The organism is Pseudomonas sp. RA_15y_Pfl1_P11, from assembly GCF_963970975.1.
GTDB lineage: Bacteria > Pseudomonadota > Gammaproteobacteria > Pseudomonadales > Pseudomonadaceae > Aquipseudomonas > Aquipseudomonas tritici.
Genome location: NZ_CAXAOY010000011.1, coordinates 36,759 through 62,493, shown reverse-complemented (window position 1 = coordinate 62,493; position 25,735 = coordinate 36,759). Strand labels below are relative to the sequence as shown.

The 25,735-nt window shown below is 60.5% G+C and carries 20 protein-coding genes and 2 pseudogenes; 10 read left to right on the top strand and 12 right to left on the bottom strand.

All coding sequences use genetic code 11. From position 1 onward, the window contains the following. The first annotated feature begins 66 nt into the window (after nucleotides 1–66). The 4 genes and pseudogenes from lon to AACY44_RS15415 form a co-directional block, all read left to right on the top strand. Complete coding sequence (lon, locus tag AACY44_RS15430) at nucleotides 67–2,463, top strand: endopeptidase La (protein WP_339456978.1); 2,397 nt, start codon at nucleotides 67–69, stop codon at nucleotides 2,461–2,463. A gap of 148 nt (nucleotides 2,464–2,611) precedes the next feature. Beyond that, on the top strand, nucleotides 2,612–2,884 hold the full coding sequence (locus AACY44_RS15425) for an HU family DNA-binding protein (RefSeq protein ID WP_003174819.1): 273 nt from the start codon (nucleotides 2,612–2,614) through the stop codon (nucleotides 2,882–2,884). Between the two features lie 230 nt (nucleotides 2,885–3,114). Further along, entirely contained in the window at nucleotides 3,115–4,989 is a 1,875-nt protein-coding gene (locus AACY44_RS15420) for a SurA N-terminal domain-containing protein (RefSeq protein ID WP_339417987.1), read from the top strand. A 285-nt stretch (nucleotides 4,990–5,274) separates the two neighbouring features. Beyond that, nucleotides 5,275–5,493, top strand: a pseudogene (locus tag AACY44_RS15415) (GNAT family N-acetyltransferase); the annotation flags it as partial. Between the two features lie 38 nt (nucleotides 5,494–5,531). Here the strand turns inward: AACY44_RS15415 and AACY44_RS15410 are convergent. Further along, a pseudogene (locus AACY44_RS15410) lies at nucleotides 5,532–6,223 on the bottom strand (MFS transporter); the annotation flags it as partial. 174 nt (nucleotides 6,224–6,397) lie between these two features. Between AACY44_RS15410 and AACY44_RS15405 the strand changes: the two are divergent. Continuing rightward, entirely contained in the window at nucleotides 6,398–7,180 is a 783-nt protein-coding gene (locus AACY44_RS15405) for a DUF2242 domain-containing protein (protein WP_339437205.1), read from the top strand. Nucleotide 7,181: 1 nt separating this feature from the next. Here the strand turns inward: AACY44_RS15405 and aceE are convergent, their stop codons facing one another. Next, nucleotides 7,182–9,842 (bottom strand): pyruvate dehydrogenase (acetyl-transferring), homodimeric type, encoded by a 2,661-nt coding sequence (gene aceE, locus AACY44_RS15400; RefSeq protein WP_339438279.1) that lies wholly within the window; start codon nucleotides 9,840–9,842, stop codon nucleotides 7,182–7,184. A 145-nt stretch (nucleotides 9,843–9,987) separates the two neighbouring features. On the opposite strand from aceE, the gene AACY44_RS15395 reads away from it, so the two are divergent. Beyond that, entirely contained in the window at nucleotides 9,988–10,458 is a 471-nt protein-coding gene (locus AACY44_RS15395; protein ID WP_339417980.1) for a MarR family winged helix-turn-helix transcriptional regulator, read from the top strand. A gap of 33 nt (nucleotides 10,459–10,491) precedes the next feature. On the opposite strand, the gene AACY44_RS15390 is transcribed toward AACY44_RS15395, so the two are convergent. From AACY44_RS15390 to AACY44_RS15380, 3 genes are all read right to left on the bottom strand, one after another. Continuing rightward, a complete protein-coding gene (locus AACY44_RS15390) occupies nucleotides 10,492–11,496 on the bottom strand; it encodes a transketolase-like TK C-terminal-containing protein (RefSeq protein ID WP_339456976.1) in 1,005 nt (334 codons plus the stop codon). Nucleotides 11,497–11,829: 333 nt separating this feature from the next. Further along, the gene (locus AACY44_RS15385; protein WP_339438282.1) at nucleotides 11,830–12,858 is read right to left on the bottom strand and encodes an AraC family transcriptional regulator; all 1,029 of its coding nucleotides are present in this window, start codon (nucleotides 12,856–12,858) and stop codon (nucleotides 11,830–11,832) included. Next, a complete protein-coding gene (locus tag AACY44_RS15380) occupies nucleotides 12,855–13,985 on the bottom strand; it encodes a carbon-nitrogen hydrolase family protein (RefSeq protein ID WP_339437210.1) in 1,131 nt (376 codons plus the stop codon). The genes AACY44_RS15385 and AACY44_RS15380 overlap by 4 nt, the downstream gene beginning before the upstream one ends. 213 nt (nucleotides 13,986–14,198) lie before the next feature. Here AACY44_RS15380 and AACY44_RS15375 point away from each other — a divergent pair, with 213 nt between their 5' ends. Further along, nucleotides 14,199–16,238, top strand: coding sequence for an NADPH-dependent 2,4-dienoyl-CoA reductase (locus AACY44_RS15375; protein WP_339418071.1), 2,040 nt, complete (start codon nucleotides 14,199–14,201; stop codon nucleotides 16,236–16,238). A 57-nt stretch (nucleotides 16,239–16,295) separates the two neighbouring features. Next, on the top strand, nucleotides 16,296–17,180 hold the full coding sequence (locus tag AACY44_RS15370) for a 1-aminocyclopropane-1-carboxylate deaminase/D-cysteine desulfhydrase (RefSeq protein ID WP_339417973.1): 885 nt from the start codon (nucleotides 16,296–16,298) through the stop codon (nucleotides 17,178–17,180). Nucleotides 17,181–17,343: 163 nt separating this feature from the next. Here AACY44_RS15370 and AACY44_RS15365 read toward each other — a convergent pair whose 3' ends face one another. The 3 genes from AACY44_RS15365 to AACY44_RS15355 form a co-directional block, all read right to left on the bottom strand. Then, complete coding sequence (locus AACY44_RS15365) at nucleotides 17,344–17,931, bottom strand: cytochrome b (protein ID WP_339427856.1); 588 nt, start codon at nucleotides 17,929–17,931, stop codon at nucleotides 17,344–17,346. A gap of 114 nt (nucleotides 17,932–18,045) precedes the next feature. Beyond that, on the bottom strand, nucleotides 18,046–18,873 hold the full coding sequence (gene phnX, locus AACY44_RS15360) for a phosphonoacetaldehyde hydrolase (protein WP_339417970.1): 828 nt from the start codon (nucleotides 18,871–18,873) through the stop codon (nucleotides 18,046–18,048). After that, complete coding sequence (locus AACY44_RS15355; protein WP_339427855.1) at nucleotides 18,870–19,994, bottom strand: 2-aminoethylphosphonate--pyruvate transaminase; 1,125 nt, start codon at nucleotides 19,992–19,994, stop codon at nucleotides 18,870–18,872. Before AACY44_RS15355 ends, phnX begins: the two co-directional genes overlap by 4 nt. A gap of 113 nt (nucleotides 19,995–20,107) precedes the next feature. Between AACY44_RS15355 and AACY44_RS15350 the strand changes: the two genes are divergently transcribed. Both AACY44_RS15350 and AACY44_RS15345 read left to right on the top strand, forming a co-directional pair. Beyond that, on the top strand, nucleotides 20,108–20,965 hold the full coding sequence (locus tag AACY44_RS15350; RefSeq protein WP_339417967.1) for a LysR substrate-binding domain-containing protein: 858 nt from the start codon (nucleotides 20,108–20,110) through the stop codon (nucleotides 20,963–20,965). A gap of 100 nt (nucleotides 20,966–21,065) precedes the next feature. Then, entirely contained in the window at nucleotides 21,066–21,773 is a 708-nt protein-coding gene (locus tag AACY44_RS15345) for a YebC/PmpR family DNA-binding transcriptional regulator (RefSeq protein ID WP_049712595.1), read from the top strand. Between the two features lie 114 nt (nucleotides 21,774–21,887). Here the strand turns inward: AACY44_RS15345 and AACY44_RS15340 are convergent, their stop codons facing one another. The 4 genes from AACY44_RS15340 to AACY44_RS15325 form a co-directional block, all read right to left on the bottom strand. Continuing rightward, entirely contained in the window at nucleotides 21,888–23,180 is a 1,293-nt protein-coding gene (locus tag AACY44_RS15340; RefSeq protein WP_339417963.1) for a protein kinase, read from the bottom strand. 39 nt (nucleotides 23,181–23,219) lie between these two features. After that, nucleotides 23,220–24,314 carry a cell division protein ZapE gene (zapE, locus tag AACY44_RS15335; protein WP_339417961.1) on the bottom strand — a complete coding sequence of 365 codons (1,095 nt, stop codon included), beginning with the start codon at nucleotides 24,312–24,314 and terminating at the stop codon, nucleotides 23,220–23,222. A 120-nt stretch (nucleotides 24,315–24,434) separates the two neighbouring features. Then, a complete protein-coding gene (locus AACY44_RS15330; protein WP_339417959.1) occupies nucleotides 24,435–25,172 on the bottom strand; it encodes an anti-sigma factor family protein in 738 nt (245 codons plus the stop codon). After that, the gene (locus tag AACY44_RS15325) at nucleotides 25,169–25,675 is read right to left on the bottom strand and encodes a sigma-70 family RNA polymerase sigma factor (RefSeq protein ID WP_339530568.1); all 507 of its coding nucleotides are present in this window, start codon (nucleotides 25,673–25,675) and stop codon (nucleotides 25,169–25,171) included. Before AACY44_RS15325 ends, AACY44_RS15330 begins: the two co-directional genes overlap by 4 nt. Nucleotides 25,676–25,735: the final 60 nt, after the last annotated feature.

Sequence of the window (25,735 nt, the reverse complement as noted above, 5' to 3'; positions counted from 1 at the left end):
TTTTTTTTGCATGCAGCCCCCATCTTGGTTTCAAGTTTATTTTTCAACTGTCATAGAGGCGAAATCATGAAGACAACCATTGAATTGCCTCTCCTGCCGTTGCGTGATGTCGTCGTCTATCCGCACATGGTTATCCCGCTGTTCGTGGGTCGCGAGAAGTCTATCGAAGCCCTCGAGGCTGCGATGACGGGTGACAAGCAGATCCTGCTGTTGGCCCAGAGAAATCCTGCTGATGATGATCCAGGCGAAGACGCCCTGTATCGCGTGGGCACCATTGCTACCGTGCTGCAACTGCTCAAGCTGCCTGATGGCACTGTCAAGGTGCTGGTGGAAGGTGAGCAACGGGGCGCGGTCGAGCGCTTCATGGAGGTGGACGGCCACCTGCGCGCTGAAGTCGCGTTGATCGACGAAGTCGAAGCCCCTGAACGTGAGTCCGAAGTTTTTGTACGCAGCCTGCTCTCGCAATTCGAGCAGTATGTGCAGTTAGGCAAGAAAGTCCCGGCTGAAGTGCTGTCCTCCCTCAACAGCATTGATGAGCCAAGCCGCCTGGTCGATACCATGGCCGCCCACATGGCGCTGAAAATCGAGCAGAAGCAAGACATCCTCGAAATTATCGACCTGTCGGCCCGTGTTGAGCATGTGCTGGCGCTGCTGGATGGCGAAATCGACCTGTTGCAGGTTGAGAAACGCATCCGGGGCCGTGTGAAGAAACAAATGGAGCGCAGCCAGCGCGAGTACTACCTGAATGAGCAGATGAAGGCCATTCAGAAAGAGCTCGGCGACAGCGAGGAAGGCCACAACGAAATCGAAGAGCTGAAAAAGCGCATCGATGCCGCCGGCCTGCCGAAAGACGCCCTGACCAAGGCCAACGCCGAGCTGAACAAGCTCAAGCAAATGTCGCCGATGTCGGCTGAAGCCACTGTGGTGCGCTCCTACATCGATTGGCTGGTGCAGGTGCCGTGGAAGGCCCAGACTAAGGTGCGCCTGGACCTGGCTCGCGCTGAGGATATCCTCGACGCCGATCACTACGGCCTCGAGGAAGTCAAAGAACGCATCCTCGAGTACCTCGCTGTGCAAAAGCGCGTGAAGAAAATTCGCGGGCCGGTGTTGTGCCTGGTGGGGCCGCCAGGCGTGGGTAAAACCTCGTTGGCCGAGTCGATTGCCAGTGCCACAAACCGTAAGTTCGTACGCATGGCCCTCGGCGGTGTACGCGATGAAGCGGAAATTCGTGGTCATCGCCGGACCTACATCGGTTCGATGCCAGGCAGATTGATTCAAAAGATGACAAAAGTGGGTGTGCGCAACCCGCTGTTCCTGCTCGACGAAATCGACAAAATGGGCAGCGACATGCGTGGCGATCCGGCATCGGCCCTGCTCGAAGTGCTCGACCCGGAACAGAACCACAATTTCAACGACCATTACTTGGAAGTCGACTACGACCTGTCCGACGTAATGTTCCTGTGCACTTCCAACTCCATGAACATCCCGCCAGCGCTGCTGGACCGGATGGAAGTGATTCGTCTGCCGGGCTACACCGAAGACGAGAAGATCAACATTGCGGTCAAATACCTAGCGCCCAAGCAGATTTCGGCCAACGGCCTGAAGAAGGGCGAGATCGAATTCGAGCTCGAAACGATCCGTGACATCGTGCGTTATTACACTCGCGAGGCTGGTGTACGGGGCCTGGAGCGCCAGATCGCGAAAATCTGCCGCAAAGCGGTCAAGGAACATGCGCAGGAAAAACGCTTCTCGGTGAAAGTCACCGCCGACTCCCTGGAGCACTTCCTGGGCGTGCGTAAATTCAGTTACGGCCTGGCCGAGCAACAGGATCAGGTAGGGCAGGTTACTGGCCTGGCGTGGACCCAAGTGGGCGGCGAATTGCTGACCATCGAAGCTGCGGTGATCCCGGGCAAAGGCCAACTGATCAAGACCGGTTCGCTGGGTGACGTGATGGTCGAATCCATCACTGCCGCGCAGACTGTGGTGCGCAGCCGCGCCAAGAGCCTGGGTATCCCCCTGGACTTCCATGAGAAGCACGACACGCACATTCACATGCCGGAAGGGGCGACCCCGAAGGACGGCCCTAGCGCAGGCGTAGGCATGTGCACGGCCCTGGTGTCGGCCTTGACTGGCATTCCGGTGCGTGCCGATGTCGCAATGACCGGGGAAATCACCCTGCGTGGCCAAGTATTGGCTATCGGTGGTTTGAAAGAGAAATTGCTCGCCGCCCACCGAGGTGGCATCAAGACTGTGATCATTCCTGAAGAGAATGTTCGCGACTTGAAAGAAATTCCTGACAATATCAAGCAAGATCTTCAGATTAAACCGGTTAAATGGATTGACGAGGTCCTGCAAATTGCGCTGCAATACGCGCCGGAGCCCTTGCCGGATGTGGCTCCGGAGATTGTCGCGAAGGATGAAAAGCGCGAGTCAGATTCCAAGGAAAGAATTAGCACGCATTAATGCGATTAAGCCGGGGGGCTTCCTTGACAGCTTTTTAGAGCCCTTGTTATAAAGCGGCTCTTAAGTGTCTGTAGGCCATTCAGCACTGGCTTTTGTTTTTACCAAAAAACTTAGAATCATACTCAATAGAAATATAAGGGGACTTAGAGTGAACAAGTCGGAACTGATTGATGCTATCGCTGCATCCGCTGATATCCCGAAAGCTGCTGCTGGCCGTGCGCTGGATGCAGTAATCGAATCCGTCACTGGCGCTCTGAAGGCCGGCGACTCCGTGGTCCTGGTAGGCTTCGGTACTTTCTCTGTGACTGACCGCCCAGCCCGCACTGGCCGTAACCCACAGACTGGCAAAGCACTGCAAATCGCTGCTGCCAAGAAACCAGGTTTCAAAGCCGGTAAAGCCCTGAAAGAAGCCGTTAACTAAGCTTAGCTCAAGCCTTACCTACCCGGGTCGGACGCAAGTCTGGCCTGGCAGCGGAGCGGCAGCTGACCTACGTATCCATTGGGTCACTACGCCGGGGGTGTGGGTTCAAACCCCCGTCCGCTCCGCCAGTTACGAGAAGGCGCATCCTCGGATGCGCCTTTCTTCTATCCGGACTCTACCCACGCTCCACGGTTGCCTATTTTTGAAGTTCAACCGTTTCTGGGGGACGCATGCTGCAAAATATCAGGGACAATTCACAAGGCTGGATTGCCAAGACCATTATCGGGATCATCGTCGCATTGATGGCGTTCACCGGTATCGAAGCCATTTTCCAGGCTTCGGGTAACAGTAAACAGGACGTGGCCAAGGTCAACGGTGAAGAGATCACCCAGACCGAGCTGAGCCAAGCCGTCGACATGCAACGTCGCCAGCTGATGCAACAGCTGGGTAAGGATTTCGATGCTTCGCTGCTGGACGAAAAACTGCTGCGCGAGGCGGCCCTCAAGGGGCTGATCGATCGCAAGTTGCTACTGCAAGGTGCGGCCGATTCAAAGTTTGGCTTCTCTGAAGCTGCGCTGGACCAGGTGATCCTGCAGACGCCGGAGTTCCAGGTGGACGGCAAGTTCAGCGCCGAACGCTTTGACCAGGTGATTCGTCAGTTGGGCTACAGCCGTATGCAATTCCGTCAGATGCTGACCCAGGAAATGCTCATCGGCCAGGTTCGCGCAGGTATCGCCGGCAGTGGTTTCGTCACCGACGCCGAAGTGCTGGCATTCGCCCGTCTGGAAAAACAGACCCGCGACTTCGCCACCGTCAACATCAAGGCCAACCCTGCCGCGGTGAAACTCACCGACGACGAGGTCAAGGCTTACTACGACCAGCACGCCAAAGAGTTCATGACCCCTGATCAAGTGGTTATCGACTACCTGGAATTGAAGAAGTCGTCCTTCTTCGACGAGGTCAGCGTCAAGGACGATGAACTGCAGGCTGCCTATCAGAAAGAAATCGCCAACCTCGCTGAACAGCGTCGTGCTGCGCACATCCTGATTGAAGTCAACGACAAGGTCACCGACGCACAAGCCAAGGCCAAGATCGAAGAAATCCAGGCTCGCCTGGCCAAGGGCGAGAAATTCGAAGCCCTGGCCAAGGAGTTCTCTCAGGATCCAGGTTCGGCCAACAGTGGCGGCGATCTGGGCTTTGCCGGCCCAGGCGTTTACGACCCGGAGTTTGAAACCGCGTTGTACGCGTTGAAGAAGGACCAGGTCTCGGCACCAGTGCGCAGCACCTTCGGTTGGCACTTGATCAAGCTGTTGGGCGTTGAGGCACCGCAAGTGCCTACGTTTGCCAGCCTGAAAGACAAGTTGACCAAAGAGCTCAAGACCCAGCAAGTCGAGCAGCGTTTTGTCGAAGCGACCAAGCAATTGGAAGATGCGGCATTTGAAGCGTCCGACCTGGCCCAGCCGGCGTCCGACCTGAAGCTGACCGTGCATACCTCCGCGCCGTTTGGCCGTGAAGGTGGCGAAGGTGTTGCGGCCAACCGTGCCGTGGTCACCGCTGCGTTCAGCCCGGAAGTGTTGGATGAGGGTGCCAACAGCGCCGCCATCGAGCTGGACCCGGAAACCATCATCGTGCTGCGTGCCAAGGAGCATCTGAAGCCTGCGCAACTGCCGCTGGAAAGCGTCAATGCCTCGATTCGTACGCAGATGGCCAAGGAGCGCGCCAGCGCGGCTGCCAAGACTCACGCTGACGAGTTGATCGCCAGCCTGCGTGATGGCAAGACCCCGCTGAACCAGCCGGTCGACGGCCAGGCGTGGAAGGTCACTGAAGCGGCTACTCGTAGCCAGGAAGCGATCGACCCTGCCGTGCTGCAAGCCCTGTTCCGCATGCCCAAGCCTGCGGCCAAGGACAAGCCGACCTTTACCACCGTGACCCTGGCTGACGGTAGCCTGGTGATCGTTCGCTTGAACGGCGTCAACGAAGCCGCTGCACCAACGGACGAAGAAAAGGCGCAATACCGCCGCTTCCTCGCTTCGCGTATCGGTCAGCAGGATTTCGCGGCCTACCGCAAGCAGTTGGAAATCAAGGCTGACATCAAGAAGTACTGATGTCGGTTTGAACAAAAAAGCCCTCGGCCTGAACAGTCCGGGGGTTTTTTATGTGCGCTAGACTGGGCATTCACTGTCGCGGACCAAGGAGTTTTAAGCGTGTTCGATCAAGGAAGTGAGGGGGTGGTGATCCGCCGCGCCAGTGTGGCGGATGCCCCGGCGGTTTTGCAGGTGTTCGACGAAGTGATTGTCTGGTTCGGGTCCAGGGGCAATCACGGTCAATGGGGAACTGAGCCCTGGTCAGCCTCGCCGCGGCGGGTTGCGCAAGTAACCGATGCCTGCGCGATGCCGGGTGCGTGGGTGGCACAGGACAGCAGCGGCCAGGTCCTGGCGGCACTCGTGTTGGGCGAGCCCATGGCTTATGTGCCCGCAGCGACAGAACCTGAGGTCTATGTGCGGCTGCTGATCGCCTCGCGGGATCAGCGCGTACGGGGTATTGGTCGGCGCCTCATGGCGTTCGCCGACGACCGTGCCCGTGCTGCGGGAGTGAGGCGTTTGCGTGTGGACTGCTACGGCGGCGGGACCGGCGACCTGGTTCGGTTTTATGAGTCCTGCGGATATGAGCGCATTTCAATGTTCGACCTGGAGGGATGGCCGGGCCAGTTGTTGGGGCGAAGCCTTTTGTGCGCCGGCCAGGGCAGCAGCATTAGCAGCACAACCGCCCATGGAAATGTGCCGACACCCCATCCCTGGAGCAACACGCCGCCTGCCAAACCGCCGCCCGCGATGCCCAGGTTCCAGCCGGTCACCAGCATCGACTGCGCCGCATCCGCCGACTCGCCTGCCGACTTGGCCAGCGCTGTTTGCAGGAGCGCGGGCAGTCCGCCGAAGGCCAGGCCCCATAGCGCGACGGCGGTGTAGATGACCGCTGGCAGGTCGATCCAGAACGCCAGCGCCAAGGCGACCAGGCCAAACAGCGCGCAACTGATCAGCAGCAGTGCGCGCAACCACCGACCAATCAATACGCCTGCCAGCCAGATGCTCAACAATGCGGCGAGGCCGAACACCAGCAGCACCCGATCGATATCCGCAACAATTCCCGCCGGTACCAGCAGCGGGGCGATATAGGTATAGAGAATGTTATGGGCCAGCACGTAGGTGAAGGTCACCCACAGCACCGGACGAATGCCTGGCAATGTCAGCACTTGATGCAGCCCCAAGCGTTTTGTTTTGTGCCGCGTTCGCCGGCAAAATCCGGAAGTTGCCAGCGCGCCCAGATCAGTACCACCATCGAGTCCCTCAACCATGCGTCGGCTAAATTGCGCGTATTTATTGATCACCTGTGCGCCGGGCTTTTTCCTACAGGTGGCGTCTCGTAGGGCTGTGACGTTTTACCGACAGGAATGCGCGCGCCAAGGCCTCGTTCTGTTGCACAATACCGCCCTGACTGTTTTCCTCGGGATTTTCAATGTCGACATCATTTTACTTGCGTAGCCTTGGGGTGGCGCTAGTGTTGGCGGGCGCCGCGGGCTGCTCGTCACCCAAGACCGCTATCTATGAACATGAGAGTTTCGACGACTCCGGCACGTTTTCGCGGGATTACCCGGTCAGTGATGTCGCCGCGTGCGAAGCCGCGCGCCGTGCCCTGCTTAGCCAGGGCTACATCATCACCAGTAACGATTCGAAAGTGGTCGTGGGTAACAAGAGCTTTCAGCAGACGGGCGAGAGCCACCTGCAGATTAGCTTCAACGTGGTGTGTGCCGATGATGGCAAAGGCACCAACCATTCAACAATGTTTGCCAACGCCTTGCAGGATCGCTACGCGCTGAAGAAGGTCAACAACTCCGCGAGTGTGGGTGTGGGTGTGCTGGGGTCCGTGTCGATGCCAATCGGCTCTACCGATGACTCGATGGTGAAAGTGGCCAGTGAGACCGTGTCCGCGCCGAAGTTCTACGATCGTTACTTTGCGCTGGTGGACGTGTTCCTGCCGCAAGAGGTGAAGAAGGCCGAGAATATCCCTGAGAAGCCGAAGGCTGACCTGGGGGTGCCGGAACCTAAAGCCGCCCCGGCTGCCGAGACGGTCGAGAAGGTCGAGCCGCCGAACGACCCGCCTGCCACTTCACAACCCGTGGCGCCGCCTGCCGAGGCCGCGCCGATTGCCCCGCAAGCAGAGCCTGCACCGGCTGCCACGAACCCGGAGCTGCCTGCGCCGACCGAAGCGATTCCGCCCCTGCCGACGCCTGCACAGTAACTCAGACCGCTGCGGGGTTCGTCTTGTCGACGTTGATCCCGTAGCGGCTGATTGCCTCGCTGACGTTATCGCGACCGATCACACCGTCATCCGCCAGCGCCTTCAAGGCCGCCAGCACGATGAAGTGCCGGTCCACTTCGAAGAATGCCCGCAGGGTTTCTCGGGTATCCGATTGCCCGAAGCCATCCGTACCCAATGCCACAAAGCGCCGGCCAGGTACGAAAGGGCGGACCTGATCGGCGAAAAGTTTCATGTAGTCTGTCGCCACCACCACGGGTCCCGTTTCGCCGGCCAAGCATTGCTCCACATAACTTATCCGTGGCTCGCTCTTCGGGTGCAGCAGGTTCCAGCGCTCGGCGTCATGGCCATCGCGACGCAATTCGGTAAGGCTGGTTGCGCTCCACACGTTGCTTTGCACGCCAAAGTCTTTCTCCAGCAATTCAGCCGCCGCCATGACTTCCCGCAGGATTGAGCCACTGCCCATCAGTTGCACCTGAGCCTGCTCGCTGGCGTTCAATCGGTACAAGCCCTTGAGAATTCCATCTTCCACGCCATCAGGCATCGCTGGGTGCGGGTAGTTTTCGTTGAGCAGGGTGATGTAGTAGTAAATGTCCTCTTGGTCGACATACATCCGCCGCATGCCTTCGCGAATGATCACCGCCAGCTCGTAGGCAAACGTCGGGTCGTAAGACACACAGCACGGAATCACCGACGATAGGATATGGCTGTGCCCATCGTCATGTTGCAAGCCTTCACCCATCAGCGTGGTGCGGCCGGCCGTGGCACCGAGCAGGAAGCCGCGCGCCCTTGCATCGCCTGCCGCCCAGGCAAGATCACCGACGCGCTGGAAGCCGAACATGGAGTAGAAAATATAGAACGGAACGGTCATCAAACCGTGGTTGCTGTAGGACGTACTCGCCGCGATCCATGAGGAAATGGCGCCGGATTCATTCAGGCCTTCCTGCATGATCTGTCCGTCCTTGCTCTCCTTGTAGTAGCTCAGTTGCCCGGCGTCCTGTGGGGTATAGAGCTGGCCGACGGCGGAATGAATACCGATCTGACGGAACAGGCTTTCCATGCCGAAGGTACGCGATTCATCTGGCACGATGGGCACGATCAGTTTGCCCAGGTGCGGGTCCTTGAGCAGGGTGCCAAGGACGCGCACGAAGGCCATGGTGGTGGAGATCGCGCGTTCGCCGGTGTCTTTAAGCTGGGTGGCGAAGGCACTCAGTTCAGGGATTTGCAACGATTCGACCGCACTGTGTCGCGCCGGTACGTAGCCGCCGAGGGCCTGGCGGCGTGCAGCGAAGTAGCGGGCTTCTTCGCTATCCGCGGCAGGCTTGATGTACGGGATATCGGCGAGCTGGTCGTCGGCCACTTCCAGGCCGAAGCGGTCGCGGAAGGCTCTTACAGCGTCGGCGCCCATTTTCTTGAGTTGGTGATTGATGTTCTGGCCTTCGCCAGCTTCGCCCATGCCAAAGCCCTTGACGGTTTTCGCCAGGATCACGGTAGGTCGGCCGCTGTGGCGCACGGCGGCGGCGTAGGCGTTGTAGACCTTGTCCGGGTCATGCCCGCCCCGTGAGAGTTTCCAGATATCGTCGTCGGACATGTCCGCAACCAACGCCAGCAATTCCGGATATTTGCCGAAGAAATGTTCGCGCACATAAGCGCCGTTCTGGGACTTGTAGTTCTGATAGTCGCCGTCCACGCATTCCATCATGCGCTGGCGCAGCAGGCCGCTTTGGTCTTTTTCCAGTAGCGCGTCCCAGCCACCGCCCCAGATCACTTTGATCACGTTCCAGCCGGCGGCGCGGTACAGGCTTTCGAACTCCTGGATCACCTTGGCGTTGCCGCGCACTGGGCCGTCCAGGCGTTGCAGGTTGCAGTTGACCACAAAGATCAGGTTGTCGAGTTTCTCGCGACCCGCCAGGGAGATGGCGGCCAGGGATTCCGGCTGGTCCATTTCGCCATCACCGAGGAAGGCCCAGACTTTGCGCCCTTGGTGCTGCTTGAGGCCGCGCAATTCCAGATAGCGCATAAAGCGCGCCTGGTAAGCGGCGGTGATCGGACCGAGGCCCATGGACACGGTGGGGAATTGCCAGAAGTCCGGCATCAGCCGTGGGTGCGGATAGGACGAAATGCCCTCGCCACCGGCCTCGCGGCGGAAGTTGTCGAGCTGCGCTTCGCTGATGCGGCCTTCCAGGTAGGCGCGGCCGTAGATACCAGGTGAGGAGTGACCTTGGATATACACCAGGTCGCCGTCAAAGGTATCGGTGCGCCCACGGAAGAAGTGATCGAAGCCTACGTCATACAGCACAGCAGCTGACGCATAGGTCGCAATATGCCCACCAACGCCGGAGTGTTTGCCTGCGCGCAATACCATCGCCATGGCGTTCCAGCGAATAAACGCATTGGTACGGCGTTCGATGGCCAGGTTGCCGGGGTAGGGCAGTTGGCGGTCCACCGGGAGGGTGTTGACGTAGGGGGTGGTAACCCGCCCATAGAAGTCGCCATGCCGCGCCACGTCGAAATCCAGCAACTGATCGATCAGGTAGTGCGCGCGCGGGCGGCCTTCGGTGGACAACACCGATTCGATGGACTCCAGCCACTCGCGGGTTTCCTGTGGATCGTCGTCGCGTCTGACTGCGTTGTTCGGGGTCATGTGAAGCTCCAGGGTAGGCGGAATTCAAGTGACGGGCTCCTCGTGGGAGTGCCGTCAATGTAATTGCAATTGCAACTACATAGCCGAATCTAGCGCGGGATGAGCTACTATTGCAACCTTCTTGAAATCCCTCGGATGGTGTTGCATGTCGTCGAAAGAGCCTGATGTATGGTTCCGTTTTGTCAGGGCCCACAGGACGGTCATCCGTGAAATCGAACGCCGCCTGGCCGAGGCGGACTTGCCGCCCTATGCCTGGTACGACGCCTTGTGGGGCCTGGAAAGCGGGCCCGATGGCACCCGCCGCATGCACGAGCTGGCGGATGTGTTGGCCATCGAGCGCTACAACCTCACGCGTCTGGTCGACCGCCTGGAAAAGGATGGCTTGGTCGTGCGTTCGCGCTCCGATGGCGACGGCCGCGCGGCGTTTGCCTCGATCACCGATGCCGGCCGGGTGTTGCGTAAAAAAATGTGGAAGATCTACGAAAGCACGGTGGATGAGTTGTTCCTGTCGCAGATCGAACCGGCGCAGCGCCAGGGGTATGCGGATGCGCTGGAGCGCACGGCGGGGCTGGCGATGGAGGCCGGGGTACAGACCCGCAGCCGGCGCAAATCCTGAAACTCAGTGGAGATCCAGTGTGGGAGCTCCAATTCATTTGAGTGGGTACCGGGCCATCGCTGTTTCCACCTGCTGAATATCAATGCGCCCCTCATCCGCCAACGCCCGCAGCGCCATCACCACAATCCAATACCGACTCGGCGCACCGGCCTGCACCGACCCCGCTCCCAGCGCCACAAACCGCGCATCCATATGAGCGGCCAACTGATCGACAATCGCCTGCGGATACCCGGTGACGGCAACCACCGGCGCCGCATTTGCGGCGAGGCATTCACGCAGATGGCAACTGCGCTTGGGCGCTGTGGGGTGCAGCCGATTCCAGCGTTCAGCCGCTGCAGCCTCACGTGCCAGTCGCGTGTAACTGGGGCAACTCCACACCTGGGCCTTGATGTCCCAGTCCTGCTTCAATAACCGTGCGGCATGCAGCGCGTCTTCCAGTGCCCGGCCCGCACCGAGCAAACGTACGTCGCCCGTGTGGTCACGCTTGATTGGGTACATGCCCTTGAGCGCGTCCTCGCGATCCTGCGCGCTCAGCACCCCTGCGCTTTGCTGATCATGCAACGCCAGGTAATAAAACCCCGGTTCACCGTCGACATACAGCGTGTGCAAGCCAGCCAACACGATTGCCCGGGCTTCTTCGCCGGAAGCCGGGTCGTACGGCGTGCAACGTGGATGGGTAGCGAGCCACAGCGGCAGGGAAGGTTGTGCACCTTTGGGCCAGTGCGAAGGCTGGTTTTCGATGTCGTTACACAGGATGCCGCGCTGCTGGGTCACGTCCGCCAGCGCACTCAACTGTGCCGATGATTGCGCGCTGTGTAGGTACAGCAAGGGTTTTTCGACGGTATTGCGCGCAAACCAGCGGGGCCAGTTCCCCACACGCCGGGAGCGTGACTGGCCGCGAATCACCCACGCCTGTCGGCTGGATTCGAGCGTGTTGGCCATGGTCATCACGGTGTACAGCGGTGAGCTGGGAGGGTCTTCTGCGGCGCTCAAAACGTCGATGCAGCGTTGCGCGCAGTCAAGGGTGGAGGCGGGCATGGGCGAGTCACCTGGTAACAGATGCGCCTACCCTAATCGAATTCTTTATATGATTGCAATTGCAATGATTGCAATCGCACCTCAAGTCCTGGCGACTAAATCCATAAAGCGCTGCTACGTTTAATCCTGAAGTGCAGGAACGTCATGGCGCAGACATTTTTTCGTCATCACGGCACTTTAGGCTTGTGATGAATGTCATTTGTTTGCAACCGCTTTTAATTCAAAAAAGGAGTCCCCCATGGACGATTACCAGGAAGAGCTGCTCGAGTACCAGGCCTTTGAATGGGACCCGCTGGAACCCGCAGACGATGCAACCGAGCTGTAAGACCGACTTCAGGCGGAATGCCGCTGACTGCGGCGAAATTCCCCTGGGGTCTGGTTGTTCCACCGCCTGAACGCCCGCTGGAAGGCTTGGGCCGAGGCAAAACCGAGCAAGTAGGCGATCTCGCCGAACGCCAGTTCCGTGTCGCGAATATAGGTCATGGCCAGGTCGCGGCGGGTATCGTTGAGAATTGCGCGGAACTGAGTGCCTTCTTCGGCCAGTTTGCGGCGTAGCGTCCAAGTCGGCAGCTTCAAGCGTGCCGCCACTTCTTCCAGGTCGGGTTCCCGGCCGCCATTGAGCATCGGCCCGAGCAACCGGGTAATGCGCTCGCGCAGGCTGCGGGTGCGGGTCAATTGCTCCAACTCTCTCTCACAAAGTTGTAACAACAAGTTCCAGGTGCTTGGGCAGTGCTGCGGGTTGCGCAGGGCCAGGGTTTGCTGGTTGAGGCGCAATTGGTTGGCCTCGGCGCTGAAGTGAATGTCTCCGAGCGCGTGGTACTGATCGGCATACACCGGTGCTTCAAATTCGATGTCGATGCGTTGTGCCTGCACCCGGTGCTGGGCCAGGCTCGACAATTGATGCAGCCAGCCGGCGATGATCGAGTCGACCACAAAGCGGTTGAAGGCGTTGTAGGGGCTGATGGAGTAGAAGCGCAGCCAGGCGCCTTCGGCATCCTCGACAAAGCTCGACTGCCCGCGATAATTGGAGCCGTACAGTGCTTCGAAACGAGTCAATGTGCGCGCAGCCTCGCGTACGTTGGGCGCCTGGGCGGCAGTGACGCCCGCGAGCCCTGACTGGCTCAAGCGGCTGAACTGGCCCATGCGCAAACCCAGGCTTGGGTCGCCGGTGAGCTGGATGGCCGCATGGCCAAGGCGCATGTAACGCGGGATCGATAAGCGTGCTCCGGCCTCGGCGAGGCGGGCCGGGTCGAGGCCGTATTGCAGCAGCAGCGGCTGCGGATCCAGGCCGTGGCTGTGGATGGCATCCGCCAGGGTGTGCACGAAGCCCACCGACAGGTCCCCCAGCCGTACGGGCTTCACAGCCAGATATTCAACAAGCGCGCACCACGGGCGTCGCTATCTGCGCTGATGTGCCCGTTGCGGCTGAGGAAGCTATGCCCAGCAGTGCCCAGGTCCCAGAACTGTCCGCGCAGGAACACGCTCATGCCGGCGCTTGCCTGACTGACGGGCGGCTGGCTGATCAGCGTGAGACGGCGCCAGGCTTCGCCTTCACTGAGTTCTTCGGGCTTGAGGCTGATTTCAGTCGGGGTGGAGACGCTTTTGAAACCGCGCCATGGGCGGTCCCAGGTGTCACGTCCCAGCACAAGGGCCGGCACTGCTATCAACTGCGCGCCGTGTTCGTTGAGTTTGCGGTAGTTGTCCGGGTACCAGCTGTCGCTGCCCACCAGCACGCCCAGTCGACCGGCCGGGGTGTCGACCACGCTGACGACGTTTTCATCACCGGGTTCGATAAAGCCACGTTCATCGTAGATCGGGTAGAGCTGACGCTGCGGCTCGCCGACGGGCAAACCGTCGGCGCTGAAGACAACGCTGGCGTTATACAGCGCACCATGGCCGACCTGCAGCTGTCCCTGACTGACGCTTGGGTTGGGCAGGGTGATGGAGCCGGCCACCAAGGTCACGCCAAACTCCTTGGCCAGGCCGCCAAACAACACCTGATAGTCCCGCGCCATGCCATCGGCTTTCATGCGCAGGTAGGCGTCGTCGGTGCGGTTGTCGCCCGTGGCGCTGATCCACGCGCGCGCAAACATCAGTGGGTTGCTGACCGACAGCCAATTCATCGCATCCTTCGCGTGGAGAGCCTGGTAGACCTCGTTCTTCTCGCCTATGAGCATCAGCCAGGTGCCAATATGTTCGGGCAGTACCACGATGGTCTTGTCGTTGATCAGCCCTTGGTCGCGGGCTTTTTGCAGGTAGGCCGACAGCTTCAGGTGCAGGCGCTCCAGGCTCTGGTAGTCGGCCGGAAACAGCTCCGGCTGGATGCCCAGCAAGTTGCCACGGTCAGCCGGCAGGCCTTCGTTGACGGCGAGGGTGATGCGCAGGTCCGACAGGTAATGCGCCACGGGGCGCTCCTGGGTCCAGACCAGATACGCGGCGACGGCGGCAACCAGGGCCATGGTGGCGGTAAAAGCTAGAAGTTTACGCATGGGGCAACAGACAACAGACCGTGTGCAGGGTTCGCCGACTAGGGTAGGGCCCATGGGCCGGCTTGCCAAGGGGCACTGTGCATTTGGATCAATAACTTGTCAGTTTCAGTCATTGAGCGGTAGTGCGCCGGCTCTTAGTCTGTGGGACATAAACCGATGGCGGGCCGCATGAGCCTGTCACGCCCCCGTGATGATCCGTTGTGGAGCTTGACCATGACCGCTGTTGCCTACCCGCACCTGCTGGCCCCGTTGGACCTGGGTTTTACCACCTTGCGCAACCGTACCCTGATGGGCTCGATGCACACAGGCCTTGAAGAAAAGCCCGGCGGTTTCGAACGCATGGCCGCCTATTTTGCCGAGCGCGCCCGTGGCGGCGTTGGCCTGATGGTCACGGGCGGCATTGGCCCGAATGACGAGGGCGGGGTGTACGCCGGCGCGGCCAAGCTGACCACCGACGAAGAAGCGCAAAAACACAAGATCGTGACCAACGCCGTGCACGAGGCGGGCGGCAAGATCTGCATGCAGATCCTCCACGCCGGTCGTTATGCCTACAGCCCTAAACAAGTTGCACCGAGCGCGATCCAGGCGCCGATCAACCCGTTCAAGCCCAAGGAGCTGGACGAAGAAGGCATCGAAAAGCAGATCCAGGATTTTGTCACCTGTTCGTTGCTGGCTCAGGTCGCCGAGTACGACGGCGTGGAAATCATGGGGTCCGAAGGCTACTTCATTAACCAGTTCCTCGCCGCCCACACCAACCATCGCACCGACCGTTGGGGCGGTAGCTACGAAAACCGCATGCGCCTTGCGGTGGATATCGTGCGCCGTGTGCGTGAAGCCGTCGGCCCGAATTTCATCATTATCTTCCGCCTGTCGATGCTCGATCTGGTGGAGGGCGGCAGCAGCTGGGAAGAAATTGTGCAGTTGGCCAAGGCTATCGAAGGCGCCGGTGCGACCCTTATCAACACCGGGATTGGCTGGCACGAAGCGCGTATCCCGACCATCGCCACCAAGGTGCCGCGCGGCGCGTTCAGCAAAGTCACCGCCAAACTGCGCGGTGCGGTGCAGATTCCGCTGATTACTACCAACCGCATCAACACCCCGGAAATCGCCGAGCAGATCCTCGCCGAGGGCGATGCCGACATGGTGTCCATGGCGCGCCCATTCCTGGCCGACCCGGAATTCGTCAACAAGGCCGCCGCTGGCCGTGCCGATGAAATCAACACCTGTATCGGCTGCAATCAGGCCTGCCTGGACCACACCTTCGGCGGCAAGCTGACCACCTGTTTGGTCAACCCGCGCGCGTGCTATGAGACCGAGCTCAATTACCTGCCCGTGCAGCAAATCAAGAAGATCGCCGTGGTTGGTGCCGGTCCTGCCGGTCTGGCGGCGGCAACCGTGGCTGCGGAGCGCGGCCATCAGGTGACGCTGTTTGATTCCGCCAGCGAGATCGGCGGCCAGTTCAATATCGCCAAGCGCGTGCCGGGCAAGGAGGAGTTCTTCGAAACCCTGCGCTACTTCAAACGCAAATTGCAGACCACCCACGTGGAGCTTTGCCTCAATACCCGTGTGGACGTGGCGCAACTGGCGGCGGGCGGTTATGACGAGATCATCCTGGCTACCGGCATCGCGCCGCGTACCCCGGCGATCCCGGGGGTCGAGAATGCCAAGGTACTGAGCTACCTGGACGTGATCCTCGAACGCAAGCCGGTAGGCAAGCGCGTAGCGGTGATCGGCGCCGGTGGTATCGGTTTCGACGTCTCGGAATTTCTCGTGCACCAAGGTGTGTCCACCAGCCTGGACCGCGAAGCGTTCTGGAAAGAGTGGGGCATCGACACCCAGCTGCAAGCCCGCGGTGGTGTAGCCGGTATCAAACCGCAACCCCATGCGCCGGCGCGTGAAGTGTTCTTGCTGCAACGCAAGACTTCCAAGGTGGGCGACGGCCTGGGCAAGACTACCGGCTGGATCCACCGTACCGGTTTGAAGAACAAGCAGGTGCAGATGCTCAACAGCGTCGAGTATTTGAAAATCGACGATGAAGGCCTGCATATCCGCATTGGCGCCGAGGGTGAACCCCAAGTGCTGGCGGTGGACAACATCGTCATCTGCGCCGGCCAGGACCCGCTGCGCGAACTGCAGGACGGCCTGGTCGCGGCGGGCCAGAACGTGCACCTGATCGGCGGCGCCGATGTGGCGGCCGAGCTGGATGCCAAGCGCGCTATCAATCAGGGTTCACGCCTCGCTGCCGAACTGTAAGAACCCAAACGGGGCGGTGTTAGACTACCGCCCCATTTTTCATGCAGATGTTTCCCGATGGGCCCCTTCGATTGGTTTCCCCGCGCACCGCTTGAACCCTTGCAGCTGGATTGGCTGCAAGGGGTCGAGCTGGCCGTGTTGCGCCTGGATTGTATCGACCCGCTGATCAGTGGCAACAAATGGTTCAAGCTCAGCGGGCATCTAGCGCAGGCGCAAAACGCCCGCGGCATCATCAGCCTGGGCGGCGCTTACTCCAACCATTTGCACGCGTTAGCCGCTGCCGGCAAGCGTTTTGACTTCCCTACCGTAGGCCTGCTGCGCGGGCATCCACAAGACACCCCTACTGTCCTCGACTTGAAGGCTTTTGGCATGCAATTGCATTGGCTGGGTTATGGCGGCTACCGCGCGCGCCATGAACCGGACTTTTGGCTGCCGTGGCGTGAGCAGTATCCCCATCTGCATCCCGTGCCTGAAGGCGGCGGTGGTAGTGCGGGTGCATTGGGTTGCTCCGTGTTGGTCGAGCAGGTGCGGGCGCAATTGCCCGCGCGGGGGTGGGCCGATTACGACGCTTGGTGGTTAGCTGCGGGCACTGGCACCACATTGGCCGGCCTGGTGCTGGCAGAGGCGGGCGCGCGCTTGGTGTATGGCGCCATGGCGGTGCCGGACGATCACGGCGTAACGCAGAACGTCGACGCTATCGTGCAGGGCGGTTATGAATTGTTGGACGCTAGCCGAGGTGGTTTTGCCAAGGTCGATCCGCTGCTGCTCGACTTTATTGACACCACGCAGCGAGCCTGCGGGTTGCCATTGGAGCCGCTCTACACCGGCAAGGCGTTACTGGCGTTGAAGCTGCAGATCGAAGCCGGGCGCTTCTCCCCCGGCACACGCCTGATCTTCGTCCACACCGGCGGCCTGCAGGGCTGTCGAGGGTTCAATGCCTGACACAGAACCCCTGTGGGAGCTGGCTTGCCTGCGTTCGGCCAGCGTGGTTGACGGGGCGCCTCAGATCAAAATCAAAAGCCAGGCGGTCTGACAGCCGACCGAGATCGTTTGGGGCGTGCTTGGTCAAAAATGTGGGAGCGGGCTTGCTCGCGAAGGGGGCGTGTCATTTGGCAGATTTGCTGACTGACGCAACCCCATCGCGAGCAAACCGACCCGGTATCATCCGCAACGCCGTGTTATCCCGCAGGATGTAATGGTGAGCAATTCCCGCCAGTGCATGCAGCCCGATCAGCCAATAACCGACCTTGCCGAACCAGACATGCCAGCCTTCAATCTGATTGGCGAGGTCCTTGTTCTCGCCAATCAACGGCGGCAACTCCATGCCATAGAAACTCACCGAATGCCCCTCGGCACTGACAATCAGCCAACCGGCAATCGGCATGCCGATCATCAACGCATACAACGCGACATGCATCAGCGTAGCCAGCAAACGCTGCCATTGTGGCGGTGCAGGTAGGATCTTCGGTGCGACGCCCAGGCTGCGCGCAAACAACCGCAGCCACACCAGCACAAACACGGTAAGGCCAAACATAAAGTGCATTTCGACGATCAACGTTCGCGCACCGCTGCCTTTCGGAAACTGGCCGCGCAGTTCAATGCAGGCGTAGACCACTGCCAGCAGCACCACCATCAACCAGTGCAACGCGATCGACAGGGTGCTGTAGCGCGTATCGGAGTTTTTCCACGGCATCGCTGTGTTCCTCACTTATCAGGTCAGACCTCCGTTCTTTAATGACGAAGTCCTTTTAATGTAAGCCTGTTTTGTGCGTTTTACGCGGTGCGACTGCGCTTTTCTTGACCTCGGTCAGTGGCTCTGCGGCATTTCCCCACGCGCCAGGCGCGCATTGATGTCGGCGATCACCGAAGGCAGGTCGTTGATGGTGTCGATCAGGTAGTGCGGGCGCGAGCCTTCGAACATCGCTTCGACGCGCTTGCGCTCGCTGGCCAAAGTGGCGGCGTCAAGGGCGCTGAACTGCGCGTAGGTCAATCCCAGTGCGTTGCCGGAACAGGTCAGGGCAACGGTCCACATACCGGCGCGGCGGCCTTCGAGGATACCCGGCACCGTGTCGTCAACCTTTACGCACGCTGCCACATCATCGATACCCAGCGCGATCACATTAGCCAGCGCCTGGGCTGGCCAGGGGCGACCATTGGGCACTTCATCGGTGGCCACTACATGATCGGCGATATAACCGTTGGTGGCCGCCAGTGCGACGACTTTATCCATCACTTGTTTGGGGTAGCCGGAGCAGGAACCGATCTTTATGCCTTGCACGCGCAGCCGTGCGATGGTGTCGAGGGCACCGGGAATAAGCGTCGAGTGCTCGGCGATCTTCTCGATCTGCAATGGCATGAAGCGTTGGTAGATAGCGGTTACGTCGTCATCGCTCGGCGTGCGGCCGAAGGCTTTGCGGTAGCGTTCGGCGACCTGCGGCTGGTCGCACAGGGTGCGGATGTGGTCCCACTTGCCCATCCCCATCGGGCCACGGGCTTCTTCGATGGAGACTTGCACGTCGAATTCGGCAAAGGCTTCGACAAAAATCTGCGTGGGTGCGAAGGAGCCGAAGTCGACCACGGTGCCGGCCCAGTCGAGGATCACAGCTTGCAGGGCGTTGGGGTTCTGGTAGTTCATGCGTGTGTTCCGAAGGAAGAGAGGGTGATGCCCATGGCTTGCAGTACTTCGCCAATGGCGGTGACGGCGGCGTTCATATCGGTGGCATCGACATGGCCGATGCAGCCCACGCGAAAGGTTTCCACCTGGGTCAATTTGCCCGGATACAGGATGAAACCCTTCGCCTTGACTCGTTCGTAAAAATCCTTGAATTGATAGCGCGGGTGTTGCGGAGCGTGGAAGGTGACGATGATCGGCGCCTGGATCGCCGCCGGTAGGAAGCTGCGCAGGCCCAGTTCGGCCATGCCATCCAGCAGCACCTGGCAGTTGCGTGCATAGCGTTGATGGCGCGCGGGCAGGCCGCCTTCTTCAACGTACTGCAGCAGCGCTTCGTGAAGGGCTGCGACCACGTGGGTCGGCGGGGTGAAGCGCCATTGGCCGGTCTTGGCCATGTAGCTGTGCTGGTCAAACAGGTCCATCGCCAGGGAATGGCAGTTGCCTTGGGCCGCGGCCAGCGCGGTTTTTTCGGCGAAGACAAAACCCATCCCCGGCACGCCTTCCAGGCATTTGCCGGAGGCGGCAATCAGAGCGTCGAACGGCACTTCTCGGGCGTCGATCGGCAGCGCACCAAAGGAACTCATGGCGTCGATGATCAGGCGCTTGCCGTGGTTTTTAATGACTTGGGCGATTTGCGGCAGTGGGTTGAGAATACCGGTGCTGGTTTCGCAGTGGATCAGCGCGACGTGGGTGATGGCCTTGTCGGCCTGCAGCAGCCGGTCGACGTCGGCGGCGGTGGTCGGTTTGTCTTCGGCGGTTTCAAAGGTGCTGAAATCGCGGCCGAGCACTTCGCAGATCCGGGCCAGGCGCTTGCCATAGGCACCGTTGATCAGCACCAGCACCTTGGCGTTGCGCGGTACGAGGGTGCCGATGGCGGCTTCGACAGCGAACGTGCCGCTGCCTTGCAATGGCACGCAATGGTGACTGTCGGCGCCGTTGAGAATCGCCAGCAGGTGTTCGCACGCACTGGCGGTGAGCTGGTTGAAACGGTCATCCCATGAACCCCAATCCACCATCATTGCCTGACGGGTCCGGGCGGAGGTGGTCAGGGGGCCAGGGGTCAGCAGGATCGGCGCGGTGGTCATCTCAAATTCTCGCAAGGCATCGGGGGCTGAAGCTACGGCGCCTAAATTGCAGTTTGGCTTGTCATCAATCAAATTGTTTGTTGTTATGCGAGCTATCAGTGAGGCCGATAGCTATGAATCTTTTTCAATTGCGCGCATTCGATGCCGTGGCCCGCGAAGGCAGTTTTACCCGTGCGGCGGCGCGGCTGTTCATCAGCCAACCGGCGGTAACCGGGCATATCAAGGCTCTGGAAGAGCACTACCAGATCCCGTTGCTGCGGCGTACCGCACGTCGGGTAGAGGTGACGCAGGAGGGCGCGCGCCTGGCGGCGATCACGCGGGCGATCTTCGGCCTGGTGGATGAAGCGCAGGCGATGCTGGAGGCCAACCGGCAATTGCTCACCGGGCGCCTGGAAGTGGCGGCGGACGGCCCGCATCTGGTGATGCCGATGATCGCCAGCCTGCGCGCGCGTTACCCTGGGATTACCGTCAACCTGCGCTTGGGCAACGCCCAGGAAACCCTGGCTGCGTTGTTGTCCGAGCATGCGGATGTGGCGGTACTCACCGAAGTGGAGCCGCGTAATGGCCTGCATCTGCTACCCCTGAGCGCGTCGCGGATCTGCGCGCTGGTGCCTGCCAGTCACCCCTGGGCGACCCTGCCCAAGGGTATCCGCCTGGATCAGCTCAACGACGTGATCATGGTGCTGCGCGAGCCCAGCTCCATCACCCGGCGCACCTTCGATGCCGCCTGCCTGGCTGCCGGTGTACAGCCCAAGGTGCTGCTGGAACTCGACAGCCGTGAGGCGGTGACCGAGGCCGTTGCTGCCGAATTGGGCGTAGGCGTGGTGTCGTCGATGGAAGTCAGCCCCGACCCGCGCGTGTGCGCCGTGCCGATCCAGGGCGAAGGGCTGCTGAATCACCACATGCTTGGCTGCATGGAGCGGCGGCGCTCATTGCGCTTGACTCAGGCATTTTTCGAGTTGGCACCCTGACGGTTTTTTGGTGGAACGATGCGTTCTTGCGCTATAAACTCTGCCCCCAAAGCGCCGGCCAGTAGACGTTTCGGCGCGATGGACGAAAAGAGAGTGAGTCATGGGCGCACAGTGGAAAGTCAAACATAAAGAAGCGGCATCCAATGCCAAGGGCAAGATCTTCGGCAAGCTGGTGAAAGAAATCACCATCGCCGCCCGCAACGGCGCCGACACCGCGACCAACGCCCACCTGCGTCTGGTGGTGGAACAGGCCAAAAAGGCCTCGATGCCCAAGGAAACCCTGGAACGCGCGATCAAGAAAGGCGCCGGTCTGCTCGGCGAAACCGTGCAATACCACCGTGTCACCTACGAAGGGTTCGCCCCGCACCAGGTGCCGCTTATCGTCGAGTGCGTGACCGACAACATCAACCGCACCGTGGCTGAAATCCGTGTGGCGTTCCGCAAGGGTCAACTGGGTGCCTCCGGCTCCGTGGCGTGGGACTTCAACCACGTCGGCCTGATCGAAGCCTCGCCGGACAGCCCGGACGCCGATCCGGAAATGGCCGCGATTGAAGCCGGGGCCCAGGATTTCGAAGACGGCGAAGAAGAGGGCACCACCCTGTTCATCACCGAAACCACCGACCTGGACGCCGTACAAAAGGCCTTGCCGGAGCAGGGTTTCACCGTGCTGTCGGCCAAGCTGGGTTACCTCTCGAAAAACCCGGTGAGCGGTTTGAGCGCCGAGCAGATGGCCGAAGTCGAAGCCTTCCTGGAAGGCCTGGACAACCATGATGACGTGCAGGATATGTTCGTCGGTCTGGCTGGCTGAAACGCGGTAAAAAGTGTGGGCTGGCTTGCCTGCGATAGCGGTGTATCAGTCACTGAAAAAGTGAATGACACGAGCTCATCGCAGGCAAGCCAGCTCCCACATTTGAATCGAGTTTCAGTCCCGGTTCAGCAGTGCTTCGATTTCCTCGAACCCTGGCCGCGCCAGTACATCAGGCTGACAGCAGCTTTCTTGCAGCGTCATCAATTCGCTGTTCACCCGCTCCTCAACCCGCTCCAACAACTCCCCCAGCAACACGCCGAACGCCCGCACTTCAATGCGCTGCAACGCCTTGGTTTCCAGGGTGCCTGCCGTGGCATGGAACGACGCCGCGCCAAAGTCCCCCAGCAGGCAATCACCCGCTTCATTCCATAAAATATTGTGGCCGTAGAGGTCGCCATGGGTAATGCCATGACGGTGCAAATGCGCAGTCACCGAAGCGATGCCCCGTGCCATGCGCAAGGCCACTTCAAGACTGAGGCGCATGCCCGATTCGTAGATATCCCGGGTGCACGAGGCCAGGCTCGGCAGGGCTGCAAGGTTGCGGTAGCTCGGGTCGATCAGGTCCATCACCAATGCGGCCTGGTCATCAGGATGGCCGATAACGCGGCCTTCTACCGTGATCAGGTTGGGGTGCAACCCGGCGGCGATGCAGGCTTGCATTTCGTGCAACGGTGAGCCGTCGCTGGTGATGGTGCCTTTATAGAGTTTGACTGCGACGGGTTTGCCTGACGGTTTCCACAGCGCTTTGCGGATAACGCCGGAAGCGCCTTCACCGAGGACTTCGGCCAGTTCCAGGTCGGACCAGGGAATATTGGGGGTGGCGTCATCACCTGCCACCTCCATCGCCATTTCCACCGGGTTACCGGCATAGGCCAGCCAGGTCAGGCTTGGCAGGGCCAGTAGCCATTCCGGCAGCTGGGTGAGGCGGTTGGAGGCGATGCGCAGCAATTCGAGGTTGTGGCAGTGGGCCAGGCTCTCCGGCAGGTGCACCAGGTGATTGCCGGCCAGCATCAGCTTTTGCAGCAGCGGGCGCTTGCCCAGTTCGTCGGGCAATTGGCTGATGCAGTTATCGGTCAGGATCAGCCAGCGCAACAACGGCGGCAACGCGGCGGCAGGCACGTGGCGGATCTGGTTGGCCTTGAAGCCGATCATGCTCAGTCTCGTGCATTCGCCCAGGCAGGCTGGCAGTTCAGTAAAGAGGTTATCCGAGCAAAACAGCACGCGCAGGTGAGGCAGGCGGTGCAGGTCGTCGGGCAGGCTGCTCAGGGCGTTACCGCTGAGGTTGAGGATCTCCAGCGAGTCGGCCAGTTCAAAAATTTCCCGGGGGAATTCGGTCAGTCCACAGGACAGGTCCAGCCGCGTGATACCGGCCAGTTGGCCGGCCTTGAGTTGGGCGAGGGTATTCATGAACGGCGCAGTCACTCGGCAAGGTGGCGTGAATGGCGTTCATGATACCGGGTCGCGCGAGTGTTGCGGGCCGGCCTGTTGCAATTGTCCGAGACGGCTGGCGGTGCGGGCGAGGTCGATGGCTTTGCCACCCAAGGCAAGGTTGAGGGGCTGCTCGCCGATCAGAATCAGTTGCTTGTCCCGGTCGTAGAGTACGTCCACCAGATTGATGAATCGCTGCTGCACGGCAATCGGGCACTCCGCCAGTTGTGGCAGGCCGTCGATGATCCAGTCATCGTAGTCCTGGCAGAGCAGCAAGTAGTCCATCACTGCCGTCAACTGTTCGCACAGGTCGTTGAAGGTGAAGGCAATGGAGCGGCCTGTATGGCGGCGACATATCAAGGTTCGAGTGCCGACGGGCAAGGGCTGAGGCGTGCAGTCTACAGCGGTCAAACCGAGTGCTTCGCGCTGGCTCGCGGTCCCCGGCCAGACGTAGTGACCGCTGGTAAAGCGTTGCACGCTCCGAGTCTGGGGCAGGCTGCGAAAATCCTGGGGCGAGCTGACTTCCAGCACCTCCATACGCGCGGCGATCAGGTCGATCACCGGCTTGAAGCGCTCGTGATACAGGGGGTTGGGTAGCAAGTCTTGCGGCGCATAGTTGGACGTTACCAGCACCAGCACACCGCGTCCGAACAGGGCCTTGAACAGCCGAGATATCAACATGGCATCGCCGATGTCGTGGACGTGGAATTCGTCGAAACACAGCACCCGGCAGTCCGTCAGCAGTTCATCCAGGGTCAAGACCAGGGCATCGTCTTGCCCGCGATGCTTGAACATGCCGCGATGCAGTTGGGCAAAAAAGTCATGGAAGTGCACACGTTGCTTCTCGGTAATCGGCAACGCCTGAAAAAAGCCATCCAGCAGCCAGCTTTTGCCGCGGCCCACCGACCCGTGCAAATACAGGCTGCGGGTGGGCTGGCCGGCGAGCAGGGTCTTGGTTTCACGGGCCAGGGCGGCAATGGCGCGGGTTTGGCCGCTGCTCAGGGTAAAGCCCTGTTGCTCGGCTTTTTGCTGAAAGAATGCAGGGATGGGCGAGTCGTCGAGGCTGTCGGTTCTTTTACCGAGGAGGCGACGGATAAGGGGAAGCACGGCCAATGCAAGTCACTCTGTATTTCAGTGGTCGCTTACTGTAGGGCGCCCGCCGCGATTTGACCAATAGAGCTAGGTGCCGCTGGGCGGCACCTAGCTCGATAGCATCGTGTTGGGCGTGGGCTTCTAGAACTTCAGCATCTGCGGGGTCGGCTGGCCCACGGGGCTGACCACCGCATAGTTGTAGCCAGCGCCCGACCAGTATTGGGCCTGCAAGCCATCGGCGCGGCGGCTGCCACTGGGCAGGAAACCGTTATCCGGGCCAGGCGGGCGGATGTAGAAACTGATGCGCCGCCCTTGCGGGTCTTCGTAGAGCACCATGGCGGCGGCACCTTGCTCGGTAGTGAGCAGGCGCCCGCTGACCGGCCTGAAGCCCGATGCGCTCAGGTCAGGCAGGCGGTGCGCCTGGTTGAAGTAGCGGTCTAGCCAAGCCTGCATCGTGCCGTCGCCCTGAACCTTGTAGTCGGCGGGCATGATGCCGTCCTGGGCAAACAGGCGGAAGGCTTGCATCGCATCGGCCATCGGCAACAGAGGCGGCTGAGTGGCTTCACGGGCGTGCCAGCCACCCAGGCCACCGAGGCTGACGGCGATCAATAGCATGGCTGCCGTAGCGAAATGGCGGCGCGATTGGCGCTTGATGCGCTGGCGAATCAGTGCTGGGTCCAGGTCCGGGTTAGCCGGCTGTTGCAGGGCACCGCCCAATGCGGCGCGCAGCAATTGCGCGTCGTGCTGCCAGGCGTGGACCTGGGCGGCGACGTCCGGATGGGCCGCCAGATAGGTTTCCAGGACACGGCGATCACTTTCCAGCAGTTGGTGATCGACGTAGGCATGCAAATCGCGTTCGCTGGGGGGCAGGCTGATCATTTGAGTATCCGCAGGGAAGGGCTGGCAATTTCGCCATCACTGAGTTGACGCAGGGCTTGGCGTGCCCGGGACAGGCGCGACATTACGGTACCGATGGGGACATCGAGGATCTCGGCGACTTCCTTGTAGCTCAAGCCTTCGACCGAGACCCACAGCAGCAGGGCACGCTGCTCGGTGTTGAGTTGATCGAAGGCTTGCAGGGTTGACTGGGCGATCACCGTACGTTCGACCGACGGCTGTGCATCATCACGCCCGGTAAAGACTTCCAGCATGCGTGCGTAGCGCCGTGTGCGGCGGTGGGTGTCGAGGAACTGCCGATAGAGGATCGAGAACAGCCACGCGCGCAAGTCGCCTTCGACGCGTTTGTCGGCCCAACTGATGATCGCTCGTTCCAGGGTCGACTGCACCAGGTCGTCGGCGCTGCTGGTGTTACGCGTCAGGGACACGGCAAAGCGCCGCAGCCTGGGGATGAGTTCACGTAACGGTTCGTCGAGTTCATGCATGGGGAGCTGGCTGTTCACTACGCTGGGACTAGAGAGACGTGCGGCGATGAAGGTTATTCC